At 66.9% G+C, this 24,587-nt stretch carries 21 protein-coding genes; 10 read left to right on the top strand and 11 right to left on the bottom strand.

From position 1 onward, the window contains the following. The first annotated feature begins 15 nt into the window (after window positions 1-15). Complete coding sequence (locus tag HSR122_RS03120) at window positions 16-2,700, top strand: glycoside hydrolase family 31 protein (protein WP_229111228.1); 2,685 nt, start codon at window positions 16-18, stop codon at window positions 2,698-2,700. Between the two features lie 152 nt (window positions 2,701-2,852). Then, window positions 2,853-4,130 carry a dihydroorotase gene (locus tag HSR122_RS03115; protein WP_229111227.1) on the top strand — a complete coding sequence of 426 codons (1,278 nt, stop codon included), beginning with the start codon at window positions 2,853-2,855 and terminating at the stop codon, window positions 4,128-4,130. Window positions 4,131-4,132: 2 nt separating this feature from the next. Here HSR122_RS03115 and HSR122_RS03110 read toward each other — a convergent pair whose 3' ends face one another. The 3 genes from HSR122_RS03110 to HSR122_RS03100 all read right to left on the bottom strand — a co-directional run bounded on the left by HSR122_RS03110 (window position 4,133) and on the right by HSR122_RS03100 (window position 7,733). Continuing rightward, a complete protein-coding gene (locus HSR122_RS03110; RefSeq protein WP_229111226.1) occupies window positions 4,133-4,927 on the bottom strand; it encodes a 2-amino-3,7-dideoxy-D-threo-hept-6-ulosonate synthase in 795 nt (264 codons plus the stop codon). 329 nt (window positions 4,928-5,256) lie between these two features. Further along, window positions 5,257-5,937 carry a helix-turn-helix domain-containing protein gene (locus tag HSR122_RS03105; protein ID WP_229111225.1) on the bottom strand — a complete coding sequence of 227 codons (681 nt, stop codon included), beginning with the start codon at window positions 5,935-5,937 and terminating at the stop codon, window positions 5,257-5,259. Between the two features lie 149 nt (window positions 5,938-6,086). Then, window positions 6,087-7,733, bottom strand: coding sequence for a histidine kinase N-terminal 7TM domain-containing protein (locus HSR122_RS03100; protein ID WP_229111224.1), 1,647 nt, complete (start codon window positions 7,731-7,733; stop codon window positions 6,087-6,089). 121 nt (window positions 7,734-7,854) lie between these two features. Here HSR122_RS03100 and HSR122_RS03095 point away from each other — a divergent pair, with 121 nt between their 5' ends. The 4 genes from HSR122_RS03095 to HSR122_RS03080 are packed head-to-tail and all read left to right on the top strand — an operon-like array spanning window position 7,855 to window position 11,347. Further along, complete coding sequence (locus HSR122_RS03095; protein WP_229111223.1) at window positions 7,855-9,159, top strand: UbiD family decarboxylase; 1,305 nt, start codon at window positions 7,855-7,857, stop codon at window positions 9,157-9,159. A gap of 22 nt (window positions 9,160-9,181) precedes the next feature. Next, window positions 9,182-10,366: an aconitase X gene (locus HSR122_RS03090; RefSeq protein ID WP_229111222.1), complete on the top strand. Its 1,185-nt coding sequence runs from the start codon at window positions 9,182-9,184 to the stop codon at window positions 10,364-10,366. Next, window positions 10,359-10,775 (top strand): DUF126 domain-containing protein, encoded by a 417-nt coding sequence (locus tag HSR122_RS03085; protein ID WP_229111221.1) that lies wholly within the window; start codon window positions 10,359-10,361, stop codon window positions 10,773-10,775. The genes HSR122_RS03090 and HSR122_RS03085 overlap by 8 nt, the downstream gene beginning before the upstream one ends. Further along, complete coding sequence (locus tag HSR122_RS03080; protein WP_229111220.1) at window positions 10,772-11,347, top strand: UbiX family flavin prenyltransferase; 576 nt, start codon at window positions 10,772-10,774, stop codon at window positions 11,345-11,347. The genes HSR122_RS03085 and HSR122_RS03080 overlap by 4 nt, the downstream gene beginning before the upstream one ends. Window positions 11,348-11,412: 65 nt before the next feature. Here the strand turns inward: HSR122_RS03080 and HSR122_RS03075 are convergent, their stop codons facing one another. The 3 genes from HSR122_RS03075 to HSR122_RS03065 are packed head-to-tail and all read right to left on the bottom strand — an operon-like array spanning window position 11,413 to window position 13,014. Further along, window positions 11,413-11,817 carry a type II toxin-antitoxin system VapC family toxin gene (locus HSR122_RS03075; protein WP_229111219.1) on the bottom strand — a complete coding sequence of 135 codons (405 nt, stop codon included), beginning with the start codon at window positions 11,815-11,817 and terminating at the stop codon, window positions 11,413-11,415. Then, complete coding sequence (locus HSR122_RS03070) at window positions 11,814-12,038, bottom strand: antitoxin VapB family protein (protein ID WP_229111218.1); 225 nt, start codon at window positions 12,036-12,038, stop codon at window positions 11,814-11,816. Before HSR122_RS03070 ends, HSR122_RS03075 begins: the two co-directional genes overlap by 4 nt. A 46-nt stretch (window positions 12,039-12,084) precedes the next feature. After that, window positions 12,085-13,014: an alpha/beta hydrolase gene (locus HSR122_RS03065; protein ID WP_229111217.1), complete on the bottom strand. Its 930-nt coding sequence runs from the start codon at window positions 13,012-13,014 to the stop codon at window positions 12,085-12,087. Between the two features lie 104 nt (window positions 13,015-13,118). On the opposite strand from HSR122_RS03065, the gene leuS reads away from it, so the two are divergent. Both leuS and HSR122_RS03055 read left to right on the top strand, forming a co-directional pair. Continuing rightward, window positions 13,119-16,031, top strand: coding sequence for a leucine--tRNA ligase (gene leuS, locus HSR122_RS03060; protein WP_229111216.1), 2,913 nt, complete (start codon window positions 13,119-13,121; stop codon window positions 16,029-16,031). Between the two features lie 53 nt (window positions 16,032-16,084). Then, window positions 16,085-16,291 (top strand): DUF7535 family protein, encoded by a 207-nt coding sequence (locus tag HSR122_RS03055; protein WP_229111215.1) that lies wholly within the window; start codon window positions 16,085-16,087, stop codon window positions 16,289-16,291. On the opposite strand, the gene HSR122_RS03050 is transcribed toward HSR122_RS03055, so the two are convergent. The 3 genes from HSR122_RS03050 to HSR122_RS03040 all read right to left on the bottom strand — a co-directional run bounded on the left by HSR122_RS03050 (window position 16,288) and on the right by HSR122_RS03040 (window position 19,591). Continuing rightward, on the bottom strand, window positions 16,288-17,283 hold the full coding sequence (locus tag HSR122_RS03050) for an ornithine cyclodeaminase family protein (protein ID WP_229111214.1): 996 nt from the start codon (window positions 17,281-17,283) through the stop codon (window positions 16,288-16,290). The genes HSR122_RS03055 and HSR122_RS03050 overlap by 4 nt on opposite strands. A gap of 47 nt (window positions 17,284-17,330) precedes the next feature. Continuing rightward, on the bottom strand, window positions 17,331-18,431 hold the full coding sequence (locus tag HSR122_RS03045; protein WP_229111213.1) for an NADH:flavin oxidoreductase/NADH oxidase: 1,101 nt from the start codon (window positions 18,429-18,431) through the stop codon (window positions 17,331-17,333). A gap of 287 nt (window positions 18,432-18,718) precedes the next feature. Beyond that, a complete protein-coding gene (locus HSR122_RS03040) occupies window positions 18,719-19,591 on the bottom strand; it encodes a hypothetical protein (RefSeq protein WP_229111212.1) in 873 nt (290 codons plus the stop codon). A gap of 167 nt (window positions 19,592-19,758) precedes the next feature. On the opposite strand from HSR122_RS03040, the gene HSR122_RS03035 reads away from it, so the two are divergent. Together HSR122_RS03035 and HSR122_RS03030 are read left to right on the top strand one after the other, a co-directional pair. Continuing rightward, a complete protein-coding gene (locus HSR122_RS03035) occupies window positions 19,759-20,031 on the top strand; it encodes an AbrB/MazE/SpoVT family DNA-binding domain-containing protein (protein ID WP_229111211.1) in 273 nt (90 codons plus the stop codon). Continuing rightward, entirely contained in the window at window positions 20,028-20,306 is a 279-nt protein-coding gene (locus tag HSR122_RS03030) for a type II toxin-antitoxin system VapC family toxin (protein WP_324254655.1), read from the top strand. The genes HSR122_RS03035 and HSR122_RS03030 overlap by 4 nt, the downstream gene beginning before the upstream one ends. Window positions 20,307-20,580: 274 nt before the next feature. Here HSR122_RS03030 and HSR122_RS03025 read toward each other — a convergent pair whose 3' ends face one another. Both HSR122_RS03025 and HSR122_RS03020 read right to left on the bottom strand, forming a co-directional pair. Then, a complete protein-coding gene (locus HSR122_RS03025) occupies window positions 20,581-22,269 on the bottom strand; it encodes a hydantoinase B/oxoprolinase family protein (RefSeq protein ID WP_229111210.1) in 1,689 nt (562 codons plus the stop codon). Then, window positions 22,266-24,293: a hydantoinase/oxoprolinase family protein gene (locus tag HSR122_RS03020; RefSeq protein WP_229111209.1), complete on the bottom strand. Its 2,028-nt coding sequence runs from the start codon at window positions 24,291-24,293 to the stop codon at window positions 22,266-22,268. The genes HSR122_RS03025 and HSR122_RS03020 overlap by 4 nt, the downstream gene beginning before the upstream one ends. Between the last annotated feature and the right edge of the window lie 294 nt (window positions 24,294-24,587).

Genomic DNA, 24,587 nt, shown 5'->3' with positions numbered 1-24,587 from the left:
CTGACCGTACGGTCAATGACGCTCGCGCCGTATCACGTTCCGGATTTCTCACCCGAGGCCGACGAGGCGGCGATCGTCCGCGGCGACCGCTTCCGGCTCACCGTGTTGACACCGCGGATCGTCCGCGCGGAGTACGATCCGGACGGCGAGTTCGAGGACCGCCCGAGTCAGGTCTTCTGGCACCGCGAGCAGCCCGTGCCGGAGTTCGATGTCGCTCGCGGCGACGGCCAGCTCGCGATCGAGACCGAGGCGCTCCGGCTGGAGTACACGGCCGAGGAGCCGTTCGCCCCGTCGACGCTGTCGGCGCACGTCCGCGAATCCGGATCGGTCTGGCACTACGGCGACGACGACGTGGCCAACATGGGGGGAACGGTCCGGACGCTCGACCGCGTCGAGGGCAGTACCGACCTCGAACCCGGACTGCTCGGCGGCGACGGCTGGACCGTCCTCGAGGACACCGACCGGCTCGTCTTCGACGACGGCTGGGTGGCCCCCCGGGACGCTCACGACGACTACGAGGACATCTACTTCTTCGGGTACGGCCACGACTACCTCGGCGCGCTCGAGGATTTCACTGCCGTCTCCGGGGACGTGCCGATGATCCCCCGGTGGGCGCTGGGCAGCTGGTGGAGTCGCTACGCGGACTACAGCGCCGACCGGCACCGGTCGCTGATCGAGCGGTTCCGCGAGGAGGAGCTGCCGCTGTCGGTCTGGGTGCTCGACATGGACTGGCACGTCACTGACAACGAGTACCACGGCGGCTGGACGGGCTGGACGTGGAACCGCGATCTGTTCCCCGACCCCGAGGGATTCGTCGACTGGCTTCACGACGTGGGGCTGAAGACGACGCTCAACATCCACCCGGCCGACGGCGTCCACCCACACGAGGCGGCCTATCCCGACATCGCCGAGCACGTGGGGATCGATCCGGCGAGTGGACGCCCTGTCGAGTTCGACGCCAGTGACCCGCAGTTCCTGCGGGGGTACTTCGAGCACGTGATCGACCCGCTGGAGGACGACGGCGTCGACTTCTGGTGGATCGACTGGCAGCAGTGGGACGAATCCCCCGAAATGGCGGGGCTGGATCCCCTGTGGGCGCTCAACCACCTCCACGCGCTGGATCGGACCCGTGACGGTCGGCGACCCTTTATCCTCTCGCGGTGGGGCGGCCTCGGCGGGCACCGCTATCCAGTCGGGTTCTCGGGCGACGCGTACATCTCCTGGGGCTCGCTTTCCTTCCAGCCGTACCTGACTGCGACCGGCAGCAACGTCGACTTCGGGTGGTGGAGCCACGACATCGGCGGTCACTTCGGCGGCAGCGGCACGCCGACCGGCTTCGGCGAACTGTACGCCCGCTGGCTGCAGTTCGGGGTGTTCAGTCCGATCAACCGGATCCACACCGGCAACATCGAGTACATCGACAAGCGACCGTGGACGTTCGAACCGACGGTTCGGGAGACGCTGTCGGAGGCGCTACGCCTGCGCCACGCGCTGATCCCGTATCTCTACACGATGGCCCGGCGCAACCACGACCGCGGCGTCCCGCTGGTCCGGCCGATGTACTACCACCACCCGAACGAGGAGCTGGCCTATCACGTCCCCCAGCAGTACTACTTCGGGGACGAACTGGTCGTCGCCCCGCACGTCCGCGAGCGCGGCGACGGGACGAACCTGTCGCGACAGACCGTCTGGCTGCCCGACGGCGAGTGGTTCGACTTCGAGACCGGGCGCCCGTCCCGCGCCGGGCTCGACGCCAGCTACGGCGACCTCGGCGACGTGCCGGTCTACGCGAGGGCGGGCGCGATCGTCCCGCTGGACGGCGATCCCGGTTTCGGCGATGTCGATAGCCCGGAGACGTTGCGGGTCGTCGCGTTCCCCGGTGCGGACAACACCGTCGACCTCTACGAGGACGACGGAACCAGTCAGGCCTACCGCGACGGCGAGTACGCGACGACGACGATCCGCCAGTCACACGAGCCCGGGCGGGTCGCGCTGACCGTCGAAGCCGCGAGCGGGGCGACCGAACACGTCCCGGCGACGCGCGACCTCGAACTCTGTGTCCGCGGCGTCCGCGAGGACCTCGCGGTCGAGATCGACGGCGCGGACGGGTCCGTCGCGTACGACACCGAGACGCGAGCGCAGACGATCGCGATCCCCGACCACGACGCGACCTCGCGAGTGACGGTGACGCTTTCGGCCCCCGACCGGGGGCTGGTCGTCCCCGAGGATCCGCGCCGCGACCGCGTCCGGGAGCTGCTCCGCCATCTCGAGATCCCGGCGCGGTCGAAAGCCCGGATCGAGGAATACGCGGCGGCGTTCATCGCGAGCGAGCGGGCCGACCTCGACTGGCTCGGGGACTTCCGGGAGCGACTGACCGGCGAGCAGGCCCGGGCGATCGTCGAGACGCTCGTCGACGCCGGCGTCGCGCACGTCGGCAACGCCGAGCAGGAGCGACTGCTCCTGTGGAACGGCGACGGTCGAACCGACGTGACGTATCGACTCTCGACGTTCGAGCGGGGGTCGATTCCGCTGGCGGCCGAAGGCGAGACCGAGTCCGGCCCGCTGCCGTCGCTGAAGATCCTCGAACTCGACGACCTCGGTGGCGAGGACTGGACGCTCACCGTCGAGTACGCCGACGCGGGACGTGTCACGTTCGACGGTACAGGAGAGGCCCAGCAGTACGACGGCGAGATCTGGTGATACTGCCGGCTGTAACACACTGAAGGAATTCGCCACCCCGGGTGGCGAATATCTTTACGAACTTACAGCCGGCAGTATGAGTCGCTCGCGCCGCTGCCCGTCGCAAGCGAGAGACCGTCAGCGTTAGGCTCTCGCGCGTGCCAGTCGGGAGTATGCTCATCACGGACGCGACGTTGCCGGACGGCCGCACGCGGGACGTCCGGATCGACGGCGAGACTATCGCCGAGGTCGGGGAACTGCTGTCGACGACCGCCGACGAACGGTCGATCGACGCCTCGGGCAAGCGGCTCCTGCCCGGGATGATCGACGTCCACGTGCACTTTCGCCAGCCCGGCTACAGCCACAAGGAGACCTGGGCGAGCGGCTCGAAGAGCGCCGCCGCCGGTGGCGTGACCACAGTCGTCGACCAGCCCAACACCGAGCCGCCGACGACCGACGGCGAGCGCTTCGACGAAAAGGCGGCGCTCGCCGCCGACTCGCTGGTCGATTTCGGCATCAACGGCGGCGTCACCGAGCAGTGGGTGCCCGAGACGCTGTTCGAGCGCCCGCTGTTCGCGCTCGGGGAGGTCTTTCTGGCCGACTCGACGGGCAACATGGGGATCGACGCCGACCTGTTCGCCGACGCCGTCTCGCGGGCGAGCGAGCGCGGCGTGACCGTCACCGTCCACGCGGAAGACGCCACGCAGTTCAACGACAGCGCCCGCGAGCGCGACGACGCCGACGCCTGGAGTGCCTACCGCACGCCGCAGGCCGAGATCGACGCCGTCCGCCGGGCCTGTACGGTCGCCAGCGAACACGACGCGCGGATCCACGTCGCTCACACCTCGACTCCCGAGGCGATCGACGTCGCCGACGACGCGGGGATGACCTGCGAGGTCACGCCCCACCATCTGTTTCTCTCGCGCGACGACCTGCCCGAACTGGGGACGTTCGGCCGGATGAACCCGCCGCTGCGCCGGGAGACTCGCCGCCGGAAGGTCTTCGAGCGCGTCGCCGACGGCACCGTCGACGTGATCGCAACCGATCACGCGCCCCACACGCGCGAGGAGAAAGACGCCTCGATCTGGGACGCGCCCAGCGGCGTCCCCGGCGTCGAGACGGCGCTCCCGCTGCTGTTGAACGAGGCCCGCGAGGGGACGCTCGGCTACGAGCGCGTCCGTGACCTGACGGCCGCCAACCCGGCGGCGATCTTCGGGCTCTCGAACAAGGGCCGCATCGAGGAAGGGTTCGACGCCGACCTCGTGCTCGTCGATCCCGACGACCCCCGCCCGATCCGTGGCGAGCAGACCCACACGAAGTGTGACTGGACGCCGTTCGAGGGCATGGACGGCGTCTTCCCCGAACTCACGATGGTCCGGGGGACGGTCGTCTACGAGGACCGCCACGAGGAACTGTTCGGCGAACCCGTGGGCCGGAACGTCCGGCGGTAAGACTACGTCTCGGCGATCAGGCCGGCCCGTTCCAGCGCCTCGACGGCCGGGGCGTCGTCGTGGATCACCGCGGAGACGGCGCTCGTGATCGCCTCGGGGTCGTCGTGCTGGAAGATCGACCGTCCCATCGAGACGCCCGCCGCGCCCGCGTCCATCGCGCCGCGGACCATCTCCAGCGTTTCCTCGTCGGTCCCCTTCGAGCCGCCGGCGATGACGACCGGCTTGGCGGTCGCCTCGACGACGTGCTGGAAGCTCTCGGCGTCGCCGCTGTACCCGGTCTTGATCACGTCCGCGCCCAGTTCCTCCGCGAGTCGGACGGCGTGGCCCAGCGCCTCGGGATCGGACTCGTCGATCCCCGGGCCGCGCGCGTAGGCCATCGCCAGCACCGGCATGCCGTAGCGGTCGGCCTCAGTCGTAAGGTCGCCCAGCTGGGTGATCTGGTCGGGTTCGTGCTCGGAGCCGACGTTGATGTGAAAGGAGACGGCGTCAGCCCCCGCGCGGATGGCGTCCTCGACCGTCCCGGTGAGTCGCTTGTCCTCCTCGTCGGGGCCGATCGTCGTCGACCCGTTAAGGTGGACGATATAGCCCGCGCCGTTCTTGTGGGGGTGGACGCGCGAGGCGATCCCCTTCTGGGTGAGCACCGCGTCCGCGCCACCGGCGGTGATCCCGTCGATCGTCGATTCGATGTCTACGAGGCCTTTGACTGGCCCCATTGTGATGCCGTGATCCATGGGGACGATGAGGTGTCGCCCCCCTGTTCCGATCCGTTCCAGTCGTGCGGCTTTCCCGGCGTCCATGGTATGTGAGTCTGTGGCAAGTCACGGTTAAAAGGGTTGCGAGGCGACGCTCATGCGGCCCGCCGTCAGAGAGGGACGCCCCGTCCGCGGCTCGAGCGATTACCGCTCAACGGGGGAGAACGATATCGAGTCCAGGTCGGCCGCGGTATACACGAGACGCCGCCCGTCGATTTCCATCGTCACCCGGATCTCTGCTCTACCGTCGGCACCCGCAACGTCGTCTGACGCGGTCTTGTGGCGTTTCATTACATCGAATGGTAATAGCCACCGATAGAAGGTCGTTGCCTCGAAATAGTTCGGAGTTTATAAGAAGGGCAGCGACGGGACGGTCACTTGGATACGTCATCGGGAGTGGACGCCCCGAGGAGTACAGTCTCGACGACGTGAGCGAGCGCGTTTCGAAGACGGGTCGACATCGTCGATTCCGCGACACCGAACTGCTCGGCGAGTTCAGAGAGATCGGTCTCACGCGGAACCTCGAAATAACCCGCGTCGTAGGCAGCCTGCAGGGTCTCGAACTCGCCGGGTTCGACCGGGACGGGGAACTCGCCGATCGGCTCGCGAGCCTCGAACAGGCGGTACAGCTGGCAGTCGATGTCCTGGGTGTCACAGAAGTCCAGGAAATCCCGGATCGAGGCGCGGTCAGTGGTCCGGATCTGGACGCGCCAGCCGTTCGCAATCGAGCGAAGCGTCAACAGTTCGTCCCCGAAGCTGGCGACGTGGTTGGTCATGACGGGTACCTCCGAGGCGATCGTGAGCCGATAGGTGCGTCGCTCGTCGTAGGTGACGAACACCTCGACGTCCTCGACGGTTGGATCCGCCTCGACCGTGCGCTCGAAGGCCTCGAAGTCGGCTGCAGAGACCGTCACGTCGAACCACGTCGTCTCCTCGTGGGAGACGGGAGGCTGTTCGGCGTAGACAGCCACGTCCAGATCGGACGACAGCGTCGGCCCGAGGACGACCCGTGGCGAGGTCACGTCCAGTTCCACGATGATCGACTGATCGTCCACAGCCGGCATTGGTCGGGCACAGGTATCGGTCTTTCGTCCATTGTCGAACCATCCGGCGAGTGTGGCTGCTCAAGATACTCGTTCCGAGTCTCTGCCATGGGATCCACAGGGACGGACCAGACATTTTGCAAGCCAGACACCCGCTGTCGTCAACGGTCGACAATTTCGACGCCAGTGAACTCGAACCGCGCGCCGCCTGCGTCGCTCTCCGTGACGCGGACGTCCCAGCCGTGTGCGTCCGCGATGCTGTCGACGATCGCGAGGCCGAATCCCGTTCCGTCCGCTCGGGACGTTTCGCCGGGCTCGAACACCGCCTCGCGCCGCTCGGGGTCGATCCCGGGGCCGTCGTCGGCGACGTAGAACCCCTCGTCGAGGGCACCGACGGTGATCGTCGCGTCGGTTCCGGCGTGCTCGACAGCGTTGCGAAAGAGGTTCTCGAAGAGCTGTTCGAGCAGTCGCCCCCGATCCGCACTGATCGTGATCCGATCGGGAACTCGGAGGGTGGCGTCGGCGGTTTCGACGCTCTCCCAGGCGTCTCTGACGGCCGATTCAAGCGCGACGGGCTCGGTATCGATGTCAGTGTTCTGGCGAGCCAGCGCGAGCACGTCGTCGATGATCGCCTCCATCCGCTCGTGGGCGTCGGAGATCTCGTCGAGATACTCCTCATCCGAAGTCCGCATGCGCTCGACGTATCCGTCGGCGACGTTCAGGGGATTGCGGAGGTCGTGAGCGACGACCTCGGCGAACTGATCGAGGCGTTCGTTCTGTCGTCGCAGCTCGCGCTGATGGCGGCGGCGTTCGGTCACGTCTTGGAGGATGAACACCCGGCCGATCGAGCGGCCGAGCCGATCCGACAGCGGCGACACGTCGACGCGATAGATACGGGTTTCATCGTCGACGGACAGTTCGACCGTCGCTTCGTCCGCCGTCGCGTCGACGTCGAAGACCGCAGCACGGTCGTCACCCACTGCGTCGGCCGGCAGCCCGACGACCGTCTCGTCGGGCTCGAGTCCGAGGATCTCCCGCGCGTGGTCGTTGATGTCGGTGATCCGGTCGCCATCATCGAGAACGACGATGCCGACATCGATCCGATCCATCACGGTCGCTCGTGCGGTCGGGACGACCTCCAGCAGCCGGAACCCGAAGATTGCGACGAACAGAACGAGTGCCCCGATCCCGGTTCCGACGACCTGCAGCGCCGCCCGTTCGGTCAGGATCGTCCCGGCGTTGCCGGCCCACGTGACGACGAGCGCGACGCTTATCAGCACCGACTGTCGGCGGTGCAACGACCGGGACCGAACCGCCCGGATCACCAGCAGCACCGACGCGACCACGAACAGCCCGTACATGTACGAGAGGTGGAGGCCGAACAGCGGTCCCGGCACCATCCGAAAGTGTCCGAAGTACTCGGGCGCGCGCTCGAACGACGACCAGTACAGGCCGTGCAATCTGTTGGTCAACACGACCGGGGCCATGGCGATCGGTTCGACGAACAGCAGACCGACGCCACGTCGCGTCGCGAGGTGTTCGTATCCCGCGAACTCGAACGTGAAGACCAGAAACCAGACGACGGCGCTCGCCGAGGCGAGAAAACTGAACGTCTCGGCGACCAGCGACGGATCGTACGCCGTCGTCACGGCCGTCGTCAGCAGGGCGAGTTCCCACGCCGCGATGGAAAACAGGAACAGCGCGATTGACCGCGCGCCCGGCTTCGGCCGCTGTCGCCACGCCGTGCGTCCGGTCGCGGTCGTGACGAGCGCGAGCACGAACGTGGCGACTTCTGTCAGCGGCGCCATCCGCTAGTCGTTCTTGCTCTCTGTTGATAAATGTGACAGGCGGACCGGGGTTCTGCGCAAGCGACGGTACACGCTATCGCGAGTCACGAACGTTTAAGGAGATATTTGCCGAATCCAGGGTATGGGCCTCAGAAGCTTTCTCGACGATGTCGGCGACCGGAACGTACTGACGGAGCCGGTCGAGACGCGGTTCGAACTCCCGGCGCTGGCCGTCCAGGACGAGCGCCGGCCGATCGTCTTCGAGTCGGTCGCTGACTATCCGGACGTGCGCGCGGTGTCGAACCTGGTCTCCTCGCGAGCGCTGATCGGCGAGGCGCTGGGCGTCGAGCCGTCGGGGATCATCGACGCCGTCAGCACCGCGATGGACGACCCCCTCGCGCTCGAGCGCGAGCGTCCGGCCGCCTTCGAACACGTCGCCGACGAGCCCGACGTCGCCGAGCACGTCCCGATCCCGATCTACTACGACGAACACGAACGGCAGTACTTCGCCTCGACGGTCGTGATCGCGAAGGACCCCGAGACTGGCGTGCACAACCTCTCCTTTCACCGGATGATGTACGACGAGGGCAACCGGCTGGTGATGCGACTGGTCGAACGGCACCTCCACGACATATACACGCGCACCGAGGGTGGTCTTGACGTCGCGATCGTGATGGGCGTCAACCCCGCCGTCGAGATCGCCGCGGCGACCTCGTTCTCGCCGGATATGAGCGAACTCGATCTCGCCAATCGGCTGCTCGACGGGGAGCTTGCGACCACGGAGTTCCACGGCCTGACCGTTCCCAGCGAGGCCGAACTCGTTATGGGGGCGACGATCACCGACGAGCGCGCCGAGGAGGGGCCGTTCGTTGACCTCTCCCGGACGTGGGACCGGACCCGCCAGCAACCGGTCGTCGAGGTGAACGAACTCCACGCCCGACCGGATCCGCTGGCGCGGGTGATCGTCCCGGGTCGGAAGGAACACGCCCACCTAATGGGGATCCCACAGGAACCGCGGATCTACCGGATCGTCGAGAACACCGTGCCGACGGTCGAAAACGTCGTGCTGACCCCGGGCGGCTGTTCGTGGCTGCACGGCGTCGTCCAGATCGACAAGCGGACCGAGGGCGACCCCAAGAACGCCGGGATGGCCGCGCTGGCGGCCCACCCCTCGATGAAGAAGGTCACCGTCGTCGACAGCGACGTCGACCCGGCCGATCCCGACGCCGTCGAGTGGGCGACCGCCACGCGGATGCAGCCCGATCGGGACATCGAGACGATCGAGAACGCCAAGGGGTCGTCGCTGGACCCCTCCCAGGACTACGAGACCGGCACGTTGACCAAGTGGATCGTCGACGCGACGATCCCCGGCGATCGGGAGCGCTCCGAGTTCGCGGAAGTGACCGTTCCCGGCGCGGACGAACTCGATCTCTCGGAGTATCAATAGCCACCACACGGACTAACCACCTATGCACCTGACAAAAGAGGAAGAACGACTGCTCGAATCGGACACGCCGGCCACGCGCAAGGCGATGGAACTGCTGGTCGAACTCGGCGACATCTACGGGGCCGAGGAGATGGTCGAGATCGAGTCGGCCCAGGCGTCGGGCATCTCCTACAAGTCGATCGGCGACCCCGGCGTCGAATTCCTCGAGGGGTTCGCCGAGGAGGGCGCGGAGGTCTCGGTGACGACCTTCGCCAACCCCGCGGGGATGGACTTCGAACAGTACGAGGAGATGGGCGTCAGCGAGGAGTTCGCCGAGAAACAGCGGCGGATCAGAGACGCCCTCAAGGAGATGGGGATCACCCTCTCTTTTACCTGTACGCCGTATCTCGCGGGCAACCTGCCCCATCGCGGCCAGCACGTCGCGTGGGCCGAATCCTCAGCGGTCTCGTTCGTCAACAGCGTCGTCGGCGCGAAGACCAACCGCGAGGGTGGTCCCTCGGCGCTGGCGGCGGCGATCACCGGCCGGACGCCCAAGCACGGCCTCCATCTGGAGGAGAACCGCCGGCCGACCCACCGGATCGACGTCGACGTCGACCTCGACGATCAGTCGGAGTTCGCCGCGCTGGGTTCGTGGGCCGGGCGGATCGTCGAGGACGGCAAACCCTACTTCACCGGGATCGACGCGGCGACGACCGACGAGCTCAAGGCGCTCGGCGCGGCGATGGCCGCCTCGGGGGCCGTCGCGCTGCACTTCGTCGAAGGGGTCACCACCGATATGGAGCCGCCTGAGCACGTCGACAGCGCCACCTTCGGCGCGGGCGAGCGCGAGGAGGAGCACGCGAAGCTGAACGACGGCGAGGACCCCGAACTGGTCGTCATCGGCTGTCCCCACTGCTCGCCGGAGGAGATCGCCGACGTCGCCGAGGCCGTCGAGGGCGAGACGCTCGAAAGCGACCTGTGGGTCTGCACCAGCGGCGCAGTCAAGACCTGGGCCGACCGCAACGGCCACACCGAGACCATCGAGGCGGCCGGCGGACAGGTGCTCGCCGACACCTGCAACGTCGTCTCCCCGATCGAGGAGCTGGGCTACGAGACCAGCGCGACCGACTCCGCGAAGGCCGCCAACTACCTGCCCGGGTTCGGCAACCAGCAGGTGGTCTTCGACGACAAACGTTCGCTGGTCGAGGGGGTGATCGAAGATGAGTGAGCCGGACGGGACAGGCGAGGAGAGCGTCGTCGAAGGCAACTCGATCACCGAGGGGACGGCCGCGGGCGAGGTCCTGCGCTCGACGGAGCCGATCAGTTTCTACGGCGCTGTCGAGCCCGACACCGGCGAATTCATCGAGGAGGGCCACCAGCTCGAGGGCGCAAACGTCGCCGGAAAGGTGCTGGTCTTCCCGCGCGGGAAGGGCTCGACGGTCGGCTCGTACGTCCTCTACGGGCTGGCCCAGAACGGCGTCGCACCGGCGGCGATCGTCAACGAGGAGACCGAGACGATCGTCGCGACGGGCGCGATCCTCGGGGAGATTCCCTGTGTCGACGACGTCCCGGTCGAACGACTCGAGGACGGCGAGCGCGTCACGGTCGACGCCGACGACGGCGTCGTCAGGCGGTGAGCACCGTGGATCGAGTCGTCGTCGGGATCACCGGCGCGTCGGGAATCCCGATCGCAGTCCGGACCGTCGAGGCGCTTTCCGAGCACGGCGAGGTCGTGACGGTCGTGACCGACGCCGCCAAGTCGGTGATGGCCCACGAACGGGGTGACCGCGAGGCGACGATGAAGCATCTGGAGGAGCTGTCGGCGGCTGTCTACGGCGAGGACGCCGTCCACGCGCCGGTCGCTTCGGGGTCGGTCCGGACCGACGGGATGGTGATCGTCCCCGCCTCGATGAACACCGTCGCGGCGGTCGCGACCGGTCGCTCGGACACCCTGGTCTCGCGGGCCGCGGACGTCACGCTCAAGGAACGGCGCAGACTGGTGGTCGTCCCCCGCGAGACGCCGCTCAGCGAGTTGCATCTGGAAAACCTGCTGAAACTCGCCCGGATGGGCGTCGAGGTCGTCCCGCCCGTGCTGGGGTTTTACTTCGATCCCGAGGATCCGGCCGATTTCGTCGATCACGTCGTCGGCAAGATCCTCGAACGGTTCGATCTCGAGCACGACCGCTACGACGCCTGGGAGCCCGAGTAGCGGCGGACGGCTACGACGCCTGAGAGCCCGAGTAGTGACGGACGGCTACGACGCCCCGGACGGAGTCAAGACACGACGACATCGACGTCGGCGAGGTGGTGGATTGGTGTCTTGTCGAAGTCGTTGCTGTTGTGGGTGACGAACGTCGCGCCGGCCTCGTGAGCGGTGGCGAGGTTGAGGAGGTCAGCCGTCTCGAGAGACACGCCCTGCTCGCCGAGCTGTTCGTCGAGATAGGCAGCTTCGAGCGCGACATCGTCGGTCAGATCGAGAATTCTATCGAGCGTTTCTCTGAGAACGCGCTGTGTTCGCAGCATCTGGGAGCGGCCCGAAGCAGCTTTGTACGACTCCCAGGCGACGACTGTCGGGATCGTCCATTCTTCCTGACGGTACCGTTGCAGGTGGTTCAAAATATCCTGGTCGGGGTGCTTGCCAGTGATTCTCGCAAGGATGTCCCGGTCAAGAACGATCATTCGACTCGCTTCTCCAGCGACTCGTTCAGTTCTTCGTGAGCTTCGTTCATCTTCGCTTCGAGATCGCCGTCTTCATCGAGGAAGGCGAGACTCCCCGCGATCTCCTCGACCTCCTTCTCCTGGCGGCTGAGCCGGTCCAGCAGGTCATTGAACGATTCGTCGTCGCGCTTCAGATCTCGAAGGCGCTCTTTGACGTCGTCGGACACACGGATCGTACTCATGCGTATACGTTGTGTACGGTGTCGGTTACACGTTTCGCCGGTCACATCACGCACCGAGCGCGTCCCGGAGATCGGCGGCGACGTCGGCGATCGCTTCGGTAGCGCGGTCGATCGCGTCGGTGCTCGTGACGAACCCGTGGATCATGTCCTCGTACTCGACGTGGCGGGCCTCGACGCCGTCGCTCCGGAGACGGTCGGCGTAGGCACGACCCCCGTCCCGAAGCGGATCGAAGCCCGCGGTAAGGACTGTGGCCGGCGCGACGCCGGAGAGGTCACAGGCGGCGATCGGGTCGGCGTAGGGGTTGTTCCGATGGAGCTCGCTCCCGTAGTAGCACTCGTTGAACCACTCCAGGTCGTCCTCCGAGAGGACCAGTCCGTCGTACTCGCGCACCGACGCCTGATCGCGCTCGACGCCCACGCCCGGATAGATCAGTGCCTGATAGTCGATCTCGGGGTCGCCGCGGTCACGGGCCGCGAGCGCGGCGACCGCGGCCAGGTTCCCCCCGGCGCTGTCGCCGGCCACGGCGAGCGAGCCGTCCCCGCCCAGGGCTCGCGTGTGCTCTGCGGCCCACTCGGTCGCCGCGATGGCGTCCTCGGCGGCCGCGGGGAAGGGGTGTTCCGGCGCGAGCCGGTAGTCGACCGAGACGACGACGCACTCGCTCTCGCGAGCCAGGTGTCGACAGAGCGCGTCGTGCGTGTCGAGATCGCCGGTGACGAACCCGCCGCCGTGGAAGAACACGACCGTCGGGAACGGCGTCTCGCCCTCGGGACGGTAGACCCGGATCGGAAGGTCGCCGCCCGGTCCCGGGACCGTCCGATCGGCGACCTGTGCGACCGGCGGCGGGTCGCGCCGCCAGGCGTCCAGCCGGGAGAACGCCCGAAGGAGGCGTGCGCTCCGGATCGGCAGCAACTGCTGTACTCGCTGCTGGCGTTCGACTGCGGCTGCGGCCTGCGGGTGCAGTCCCTCGGTGTCCATGACGGCAGGTGGTGGGTGAGACACAAAAACGTCCGTGACGGTCGACACTGCCGATCGAGCTGTGGATGGGAGTCCTTTTAGGGAGCCGGCCGGAAACGGGAGATATGACCGGTCCGCCACGCACAACCGAGTACGAGCCGGGTGAGCTGGAACGCAAGTGGCGCACCCGCTGGGAGGAACAGGGGCGCTACGAGGCCGATCCGGAAGACGACGGGGAACCGACGTTCATCACGGTTCCCTACCCCTACCCCAGCGGCGGGATGCACATCGGACACGTCCGAACCTTTACCGTCCCCGACGTCTACGCCCGATATCGACGTCTGCAAGGCGACAACGTGCTGTTCCCGCTCGGCTGGCACGTCACCGGCACGCCCATCGTCGGAGCCGTCGAACGCCTCAAAGAAGGAGAGGAAGAGCAGCTGTCGGTGCTGCAGGACACCTACAACGTCCCCGAGGACGAGCTCCAGGAACTCGAGACGCCGATGGGCTACGCCCGGTATTTCATCGAGAACCACTACAAGAAGGGCTTCGAGCAGCTGGGGCTGTCGATCGACTGGCGGCGGGAGTTCACGACCAACGACGAGCGCTACTCGAAGTTCATCACCTGGCAGTACGAGACGCTCAAGGAACGTGGCCTGCTTGAGAAGGGGCTGAACCCGGTCAACTACTGCACCAACGAACAGCAGCCCGTCACGACCCACGACCTGCTGGAGGGCGAGGACGCCGAGTATCAGGAGTTCACGCTGGTCAAGTTCGGTGCCGAGATCGGCGGCGAGGACGTCGTCGCGCCGATGGCGACGCTGCGACCCGAGACGGTCCGAGGAGTCACCAACGCCTACCTCAACCCCGACGCCGAGTACGTCCTGGCCGAGGTGGACGGCGAGACGTGGTTCGTCTCGAAGGACGCGGCCGAGAAGTTCGATCTGCAGGCCCGCGAGGTCGAGGTACTCGAGGAGGTCGACCCTGCGGACGTCATCGGCGAGACCGCGGAAAACCCCGTCACCGGCGACGAGGTCCTGATCCTGCCCGCGGACTTCGTCGACGCCGACAACGCGACTGGCGTCGTCATGTCCGTGCCCGCCCACTCGCCGGACGACTACGTCGCCCTGCAGGAGGCCAAGGCCGACGACGAGCGCATGCGCGAGTACGGGATCGATCCCGAGGCAGTCGCGGCGATCGAGCCGGTCCCGATCCTGAAGATCGAGGGCTACGGCGAAATCCCGGCCCGCGACGCCGTCCAGTCCGCCGGGATCGACTCCAGCGACGACCCGCAGCTGGAGGACGTGACGGCCGGCCTCTATCAGGACGAGTTCCACAGCGGGCGGCTGCTTGCCTCCTACGGGGAGTTCGCGGGCGAGGTCATCGAGGACGTCCGCGAGCGGTTCCGCGAGCACTACAGCGAGCAGGCCCTGTTCGACACGATGTACGAGTTCACCGAGGAGGTCGTTTGCCGGTGTGGCGGCGACGTCGAGGTCGCCCAGAAGGAGACGTGGTTCCTGCGGTACAGCGACCAGGAGTGGTCCCGGAAAGCCCACGAGGTCGTCGACCAGCTGGAGGCGATCCCGAAGAGCACGGCCGACCAGTACGATCACACCATCGACTGGCTCGAGGAGTGGCCCTGCATCCGCAACTACGGGCTCGGGACGCGCCTGCCCTGGGACGACGAGTTCGTCATCGAGCCCCTCTCCGATTCGACGATCTACATGGCTTACTACACCATCGCCCACCGGCTGGAGGACGTCCCGCCAGAGGAGATGGACCGGGACTTCTTCGATACGCTGTTCTACGGGCCCGACGGCGGGGACGCCCCGGCGGGCGTCGAAGTCGACGTCGAGGAGCCCAGCGAGACCGCGCTCGAACTGCGCGAGGAGTGGGAGCACTGGTATCCCGTCGACTTCCGGTGCTCGGGCAACGACCTGATCCAGAACCACCTGACCTTCTACCTGTTCCACCACGCCGAGCTGTTCGATCGCGACAACTGGCCGCAGGGAATCACGGTCATGGGGATGGGGCTGCTCGAGGGCAAGAAGATGTCCTCCTCGAAGGGCCACGTCGTGTTGCCGGACGAGGCCATCGGCGAGTACGGCGCCGATACGGTTCGGTTCTTCCTGTTGAACTCCTCGGAGCCGTGGCAGGACTTCGACTGGCGGGCCGATCAGGTCGCGACGACGCGCGACCAGCTCGAGCGCTTCTGGACGCGCGCACAGGACGTGATCGAAACGGACGTCCCCGACGACGCGCGCGACGACCTGAAGCACATCGACCGCTGGCTGCTCGCGAAGCTGCAGGCGACGATCCGCGAGGCGACCGAGTCGATGGAGCGTTTCGAGACTCGAAGCGCCTCACAGGCGGTCTTCTACCAGTTCGACGAACACCTCACGTGGTATCGCCGCCGGACGGACACCGACCGGCCCGGCGCGAAGTGGACGCTTCGGGAGGTCCTGGGGACCCGCCTGCGCTTGCTCGCGCCGTTCGCGCCGTTCATGACGAACGAACTCCACGAGCAACTCGAAGGTGAGGCCGCCGAAGACGCCGGCTGGCCCGAGCCCAACCCCGAGTTCGAGTCGATCCGGACGGAAGTCGAAGAGCGACTGGTCGCGGACGTGACCGACGACGTCGCCGACATCGTCGAGGTGACCGACACCGACCCCGAGACGATCCGGCTGTACGTCGCCGCCGACTGGAAGCACACCGTCTTCGAGGAAGTCGTTGACACCGGGCCTGACGTGGGCGCGGTCATGGGTAACGTAATGCAGTACGAGTCGCTGCGCCGGAAGGGCGACGCGGTCAACGACCTCGCCCAGGGGATGGTGCGTCTCGTCCGCGAGCGCGACGACGAGACCCTGCAGGCGATGCTCGGGATCGACGAACAGTCGGTCTACGAATCCGCCCGGTCGTTCCTCGCCCGCGAGTTCGACGCCGAGGTCGAGATCTACGCCGAAGACGGCGATCCCCACGACCCGGCCGGGAAAGCCGGCCAGGCCGAACCGTTCCGGCCGGCGGTCCATCTCGAGTAGGTGCGTCGATCGCCGGAACAGCCCTTATCTCCTCAGGAGACCAATAGGTTCTCATGAGCGAAGACGAATCAGAGACGAGTGAAGATTCCGCTGTCGTCGAAGCGCTGCGAACGGTAACACCCGGCTACAGCAGCCACAGAGACGTCGAAATGGACGTCATCGGCTGGTCGGTGTTCCTCGGGCTCGTGGTTTTGCTGGTACCGTTCCTGCCCCTGCTGATCGTCGTCTGGCTGATCTCGAAGGCCCTCGAAAAGATCTAGATCTCGGTCCCGACCAGATCGAACGGGGTCCCGGCATCGGCTTCCGTGGCGTGCTCGTAGGCGACGTGGGCGGCGGCGACGTCCTGGATCGCCAGCCCGGTCGAATCGAAGACAGTCACACCCTCCGGGCCCGCTGGGTCGTCCCGGCCGGGGACCTCGCCGGCGACGATCTCGCCCAGTTCGGCGTAGATGTCCCCGTCGTCGAGCACTCCCTCGCCCCAGGGGACGTTGATCTCGCCGGAGTGGGTACACTGTTCGTAGTCGTCGATGACGATCGTCGCCGCCTCGAGCACGGCGTCTGCGATCTCGTGTTTCCCGGCGGCATCGGCGCCGATCGCGTTGACGTGCGTCTCGGGGCCGACCGCCTCGACGATCGGCTCTTTGACCGGGGTAGTCGTCGAGACGACATCACACTGGGTCGCTTGCTCGATCGTCCCGCCGCGGGCGTCGAAGCGGTCCTCGAAGGCCGCGACGAAGGACTCGACGGCTTCCGGGTCGGCGTCGGCGATGATCACCTCCTCGATGTCCCGGACGGTCGCGATGGCCTCGAGCTGGGTGTTGGCCTGCGTGCCGGCTCCGACGAGTCCCAGCGACGTCGCGTCCGCGGAGGCGAGTTCCCGGGTCGCCACCGCGGCCGCAGCGCCGGTCCGCAGGCGCGTGATCGTCGTCCCGTCGATCAGCGCCAGCGGGAAGGCGGTCTCCGGGTCGGAGTAGACGATCGTCCCCATGACGGTCGGCAGGCCGAACCGCTGTCGGTTGTCGGGGTGGACGTTGACCCACTTGACCGCGGCGGCGTCCCAGTCGCCGGCGTCGAGGTAGGCGGGCATCGACCGGAAGTCGCCGTTGTACTGCGGGAGGTCGATATACGATTTGGCCGGCATCTGGACGTCCCCGCGGGCGTCAGCGGCGAAGGCGTCCGCGACGGCCTCGACGACCGCCGCAACCCCGGTGTGCTCGGTGACGACCTCGGCGGGAAGCAAGCGCGTCTGCATACAGGCCGGTCGCCGGTTGGCTACTTAATCGTTGGCCGCGGACGGAATCAGAACCCGAACGCGCGCCGGTACTGCGGCGGCCCCTCGATCTCGTCGGTCGCGTCCAGCGCCTGCGCGGCCCGCAGCGCGAAGTACGGATCCCGGAGGTGTTCGCGGCCGACAATCGCCAGGTCAGCCCGCTCGTTGGCGACGACGGCCTCGGCCTGTTCGGGCGTGGTGATCCCGCCGACCGCACCGACCGCGACCCTCCGGTCGGTCTCCTCGCGGACCCGCTCGGCGTAGCGGACCTGGTAGTTCGGGCCGGTCCGTTCGGGACTGGAATCGGGATGGATCCCGCCGCCGCTGACGTCGATCAGGTCGACGCCCAGTTCGGCGAGCCGGTCGGCCAGCCTGATCGAGTCCTCGACGGTCCAGGAGTCGCGGTCGGGCAACCAGTCGGTCGCGGAGAGCCGGACGAAGACGGGTTTCCCGTCGGGCCAGACGTCCCGGACGGCCTCGGTGACCGCCCGGAGCAGACGGGTTCGGCCCTCGAAGCCGCCGCCGTAGGCGTCCCCGCGGGTGTTCGTGACCGGCGAGAGGAACTGATGGAGCAGGTAGCCGTGGGCGGCGTGGACCTCGGCGATCTCGAAGCCGGCCGCGAGCGAACGCTCCGCGGCGGCGCGGAACGACTCGACGACGCCCTCGATCTCCTCGGGCGTGAGCCGCTCGGTCGGCGGGGCCTCGCCGTCGTGTGGCCAGGGGTCGTCGGTCGGGCCGACGACCGTCCAGCCGCCCTCCTCGGGGGCGACCGGGCCGTGGCCCTCCCAGGGGCGGGTCGTCGAGGCCTTGCGCCCGGCGTGGGCCAGCTGGATCGCCGGCACCGAGCCCTGCTCGCGGACGAACTCGGCAACGGGAGCGAGCGCGTCGGCGTGTTCGTCCGACCAGATGCCTAGGTCCTCGGGCGATATCCGTCCGCGGGGCTCGACGGCGGTCGCCTCAGCCATCACGACCCCCGCGCCGCCGACGGCACGCGAACCGAGGTGGGTTCGGTGCCACGCCGTCGCCAGCCCGTCACGGTCCTCACAGGAATACTGGCACATCGGCGAGACCATCACGCGATTTGGAATCGACGTCTCGCGGAGTTCGAGCGATGAAAACAGTCGCGTCATGGTCGGCGATTGGGTCGGGCGCGACAAACCCGTGTCGGTACGCGTGACATCCCCCCACCGCACATTGATAGTGACCGTTGTACGTCTGTTCCGGATTGTCCGCACGCAGTCGTGCGGTTACACCGATAAATCGGTACAACGGTCACTATGAGAGTGGTTGCTGTAACGATCACTATCAGTTCCTGTGCATACCGCTCTGCGGTAGCTCACACTGGTGGCGATACGTTCGGAAAGATATCTGGCACGACGGCGTGCCAGATCAGTTCGAAATGGTATCGCCACCGGTATCAATCCGGAGACTCGTCGTCGAACTCCCGTTTCATCCGGCGGAGCTCGTGCTGGATTTTCCGGAGCTCCGACTCGGTCTCGTCGACGGTCAGCTCCGCTGGCGGCGTCTGCCAGTCGGGTCGGTCAGCATCCGACTCGCGGCTTGTCGCCGGTTCGCGTCTGTCTCCCTCCACCTGCAAATCTTCGATGTCGGCAGCGAGGAAATCGATGCCCAGCCGCTCGGCTTCGAGGTATTGCTCCCGGGATTCGAGCGCGTCGAAACCAGCGGTCGCGGCGATCGTGTCCGCGTCCGGCCCGAGCAGTTCGTCGATCTCCTCCCAGTCGGTCCGCAACTGCCGGCCGGTGTCGATGACGTTCGACAGCGAGCCGAGCCGACTCAGCGAACCTGAATGCTCCATCCCCTGACCGCGCTCGCGTGCCCGCAAGTGACTCATCTTCTCCGTGAGGAGGACTGCCGCCTGGGCCTCCCGCCAGCCGTAGACCGGGTCATCGCCGAGTGCCACCCAGGAGACGCGTGTGCGATCCGTCTCGACATCGCCCAGCAGTTCGATCTCCGATGTCACAAGGTACGTGAACGGCGGCAGCGAGCCGGCCCCCGTGCGCGTGATCGTGTTCTCGATGCGCCACTCGCCGTCGGTCCCCCGGTCGAAGACGCGCTCGACGTGGATCTCGAACTGACCACGCTGCCCGACGTAGCTCTTCAGGAGACACAGACACCGGTCCGCGTCACCCGGAAGTGTCTCCGACGCCAGCCACCGCTGCCCTTCGAGCAGGTAGTCCTTCTGTGCGGAGACCTGGACCGGGAGCAGCTCTTTGACGTGCCTGTTGACGCGTCGATTGACGACGTCCTCCGGCCCGAATCCAGACCCCATCGGTGAAAGTGTACTTCAGCGAGACGGTTAAATTGTCAGCAAATGACAAATTTTGCGACGGTCTCGACGTTTATCCACGCCCGAACCCGTAGGTGATATCAAGCCAGCGGTAATTCGCAACCGCATGTGGCGCAACATGTATTGCGGGAGGAGCTGTACCGTCAGGTATGGCAACGGAAGACCCTCCCGAGGAAACCACAGTCAGCGACCGGGGGATGGTCACGATTCCAGCGTCACTCCGGCACCGGCTCGACATCGAGGCTGGAGACAAACTTCGCTGGGACATCGACGACGAGGGGAACCTCTCGGTCGAAGTCGTCAAGCAGCGATACGGTGCGTTCGAAGATGACAATCTGAAGGCACCGATGGGTAGTGATGGCCTCGAGACGCACGATCTCGCCGGGCACGAGGCAGATCCTGCGTTCACGGAGGAGACCTGAACTGGATTCACGAGCGCCAGCGCCACAACATCGCGGTCGATCTCCGAACCCGCCTGTCAGAGTCAGCAGGCTTCGAACTCGTCCACGCGGCACAGAAGGACTTCCACCGCGCGGTGGAACTCTTCGAGATTTACGATAAGGTGTCGTTCGGAGACGCAACGATCGCCGCGTACATGGAACGCAAAGGCATCGAGTATCTGTATTCGTTCGACGACGACTTCGACACTATCGATGGCATCACGCGGCTGGAAACGCCGGACGATCCGTTTATATAACCGTTGCGACGGACGATACCAGAGTGATCAGGCAAGTCCCGGTGGCTATCGATCAACCTTGTCGAAGACTCGAAGCGGGACCGCCTCTGCTGCGGTTGGAATCGCAGGGACAGTCGTCGCAGTATTCGAGTCGTTTTCAGTTGCGCTGTTGTGTGGCGTCAAATACGCCGGCATTAGCTGTCGATACGGTCGACGATCGTGGACGCGTACCGATGTCCGTTTGATGCGAATGCGTTTGACAGGAAGAAGACGAGAAAGGCGCCCGTCACGACGCTCACTTCCCGTCATAGTGCGGATAGTGTTCTGCGACGTGTTCAGCCGTGAGACGTCCTTCTTCGAGGTCCCGAGCGATTGCCGCCGGCGACCTGTCCTCTGGCGGGCCGAACCCGCCGCCGCCGGGCGTGCGGACGCTCACGAGGTCGCCGCCGCTCAGTTCGAGCGTCGTCTTGCTGTCGAGGAGGCGCTCCTCGTCGTCGATAACGACGCGGTCCGCACCGGCGGCTCCGGGTTGCCCACCGTCGAGGCCGTACGGGCGGTTGCGACGGCGGTCGCTCAACAGGGAGAACGACGCGTCGTGATCGAGCACGCGGATGTCTCGACGGATGCCCAGACCGCCCCGGAACTCCCCTGCACCGCCGGTATCGGGCCGGAGTGCGTACCGCTCGACTCGGAGCGGATAGGCGAGTTCCAGCGCCTCGATTGGCGTATTCTGCGTGTTCGTCATGTGGGCGTGGACGCCGTCGACGCCGTCACGCTCGGGGCGTGCGCCGTACCCGCCGCCGATCGTCTCGTAGAACGTGTACGGATCGGCGAGTGACGAGTCCGCGCTCCCGAAGGTGACGTTGTTCATCGATCCGTTGGCTGCGGCAGCCATGGGACGGACGCCAGCCGCTGCCATCGCCCCGAGGACGGTGTCGACGATCCGCTGAGAGGTCTCCAGGTTGCCGCCGACGACGGCCGCCGGCTTGCGAGCGTTGACGACAGTCCCCTCGGGTGCCGATACCGAGAACGGTCGATAGCATCCCTGATTGGGCGGGACGTCGGGATCGGTCACCGTCCGGAGTGCGTAGTACGTGGCGCTCGTCGTGACGGCGATGGGGGCGTTGACCGCGCCGGCGACCTGTGCGGCCGACCCCGCGAAGTCCACCGCGACCGACGAACCATCGACGGTAACCGTCGCACGGATCGTGACGTCCTCGGCTCCCGCGCCGTCGCTGTCGAGGGCGTCGGCGAACTCGTAGACGCCGTCGGCGAGGTCGTGAACCTCCTCGCGCATCCGCCGTTCGCTGTAGTCGAGGATCCGATCGGCCGTCGCCTCGACGGTCTCGCGGCCGTGTTTCTCGATCAGCGCTTCGAACCGCTTGCGACCGGTCTCGTTCGCGGCCTGCTGGGCCCTGAGATCCCCCTCGCGTTCGTCCGGCGTGCGGACGTTCTCGGTCAGCAGATCGAGCACGCCGTCGACGACCTCGCCGCGCTCGAACAGTTTGACCGGCGGGATCTGGATCCCCTCGGCGAAGACGCTCGTGGCGTCGGCAGACACGCTCCCCGCCAGGCTGCCCCCGACGTCCGCGTGATGCGCGCGGTTCGCGACGAACGCGACCAGTGTACCGTCCACGAACACCGGGCTGACGAAGGTGATGTCGGGCAGGTGTGCCCCGCCGCTGAACGGGGAGTTATGTATCACCGTGTCACCGGGCTCGAACGCCCCCTCGAAGGTCTCGACGACCGTCCGCACTGAGTGCGGCATCGCACCCAGGTGGACGGGGATGTTCTCGGCCTGAGCGAGCATCCGCCCCCGTGCGTCGAAGACTGCCGAGGAGGCGTCCTTTCGCTCCTTTATGTTCGGCGAGTAGCTCGTCCGGATGAGGTTCGCACTCATCTCCTCTGCGACCGTCGCGAAGGCGTTCCGGAGTACCTCCAGGGTCACGGGGTCGACGTCGTCTCTCTGACTGTCGTCGGTCATGCGTTCCCCGTGGTGATGACGAGCGTGCCGCGATCGTCGACCGAGACTGACTGTCCCGGGTGCACGACAGTCGTCGATTCGGCGGCCTGTACCACCGCAGGCCCGTCGAACTCGCCGCCGGGTGGCAGTCGATCGTGCTCGTAGACCGTGACCTCGTGTTCCTCGTCGCCGAACTGAACCGACCGCTCGCCCAGGACGGCGTCCCGGACGGCCCCCTTGACGCCGGTTCGAACGTCGATCGACGGGATCTCTCCGATCGCCCGGAGGCGGACGTTCACGAGTTCGACCCGTTCGTCGGGGTTCGCGTGGCCGTACTGGGTCTCGTGTTCCGCGTGGAACCGATCGGCCGCGGCCGCGAGCGTCTCCCCGGACGGTTCGCCCTCGATCGAGACGTTCAGCGAGTACGATTGCCCCGCATACCGGAGGTCCAGCGACCGCTCGAATCGCATCGACGCCTCGTCGATCCCGTCCGCCGCGAGCGTCTCTGTCCCTTCGGCGACGAGCTCGGCGAACCGGTCGCGGAGCTCGCCAGCGGTCACGTCGGCCAGCGGTTCGACGACGGACGTCACGTAGGCGTGTTCGAGATCGGACGCCAGCAGCCCGAGCCCCGACAGAACGCCCGCGAGACGCGGGACGAGAACTGTCGGAATCGACAGCTCTTCCGCGAGCCGGGGCGCATGAAGCGGTCCGGCACCGCCGAACGCGACCAGCGCGAACGATCGCGGGTCATACCCCTGTTCGACGCTCACGACACGCAGTGCCCGTTCCATGTTCGCGCGAGTTACCTCGAGGACGCCCCGCGCCGCGTCGCGAACTGACTGTCCCAGCTCGTCGGCGACCCCGCGTTCGATGGCTTCCCGGGCCGCGTCGACGTCCACCGAGAGGTCGCCACCGAGCGGGTACTCGGGATGAATCCGCCCGAGGACGACGTGTGCGTCAGTCACCGTCGGCCGCGTGCCGCCCCGGCCGTAGGCCGCGGGTCCGGGATCGGCACCGGCCGACCGAGGACCGACCCGGAGTGCACCACCGGCGTCGATCCAGGCGATCGAACCGCCGCCAGCGCCGATCGTGTGGATGTCGATCGTCGGGACGCCGAGGGGGTAGCCCGCAATCTCCCAGTCGGTCGAGAGCGACGGTTCGCCCCCGTCGACCAGGCTGACGTCGGTGCTCGTCCCGCCCATGTCCATCGTGATGACGTCCTCGTATCCGGCTTCGTCGGCGAGATACTGGGCACCCTGGACGCCCGCGGCAGGGCCCGAAAGAACCGTATTGACGGGTTTCTCGCGGGCCGTGCGGACGCTCATGAGACCGCCGTGTGACTGCATGACGGCCCACTGTTCGTCGATGCCGATCGATCGCGTCCTGTCGGACAGTCGGCCGAGATAGGCATCGAGTCGCGGTTTCAGCGCGGCGTTGAGCGCCGTGGTCGACGTGCGTTCGTACTCGCGGAACTCGGGCAGCACTGCCGACGAGAGCGCGATAGCGACGTCGTCGTGCTCGCGCAGTCCCTCGCGGATCGCTCGCTCGTGGACCGGGTTGCGAAAGGCAAACAGCGTCGAGACCGCGACCGCGTCGACGTCCGGGAGTCGATCTGCGAGTTCGCCCACTTCCGAGTCGCGCAGTGGCTCGACGACGTTCCCGTCGGGGTCGATCCGTTCCGAGACGGTCAGTCGGCGATCCCGCGGGACGAGTGAGGGGGGCCGCTCGAAATCGAGATCGTAGAGGTCCGGTCGGTCCTGTCGCCCGATTTCGAGCACGTCGCGGAACCCGTCGGTCGTGACGAGCGCGGTCGGCGGGAGGTCGTCCTCGAGGACGGCGTTGGTCGCGACAGTGGTCCCGTGACCGAGGAATTCGGCGTCGGCCACGTCGATCCCGTCGTCACGGGCCTGTGAGAGCCCGTCGATGACGCCATCGTCCGGCTGCGCCGGCGTGCTCGGGGTTTTCACTCCCCTGAGGCGTCCCTCGTCGTCGACGATCACGACGTCGGTGAAGGTGCCGCCGATGTCGACGCCGATGCGAGTCATTGGTCGGTGCCTCTCCTCCGGTGGACCGAGACCGCCCGCCCGGAGCGCGACCCGTCTCGCCGGCCGGTCGCGTGTCGGTCAACGGCTGGTTCGCACGGAACGTCCTGTGTCGCGGTTGATCGCTTGTATATCATATGTCGGTCGTATCCGGGCCGCCGGTCGCCGGAGGCCGCACAGTCGCGTGCGGCAAGTGGGGACGTCAACCCGGAGAATCGACGCCCCACCGGGAGCGGCGGTCGCCCGATGTGTCATGCGGATTGTCTCTCCCGTATCGACCGCGAGGGGGTGCGGGTC

It is taken from the genome of Halapricum desulfuricans, assembly GCF_017094525.1.
Taxonomy (GTDB): Archaea; Halobacteriota; Halobacteria; order Halobacteriales; family Haloarculaceae; genus Halapricum; species Halapricum desulfuricans.
Note: the sequence above shows the minus strand (reverse complement) of the source record. Positions and strands in the feature narration are given on the sequence as shown.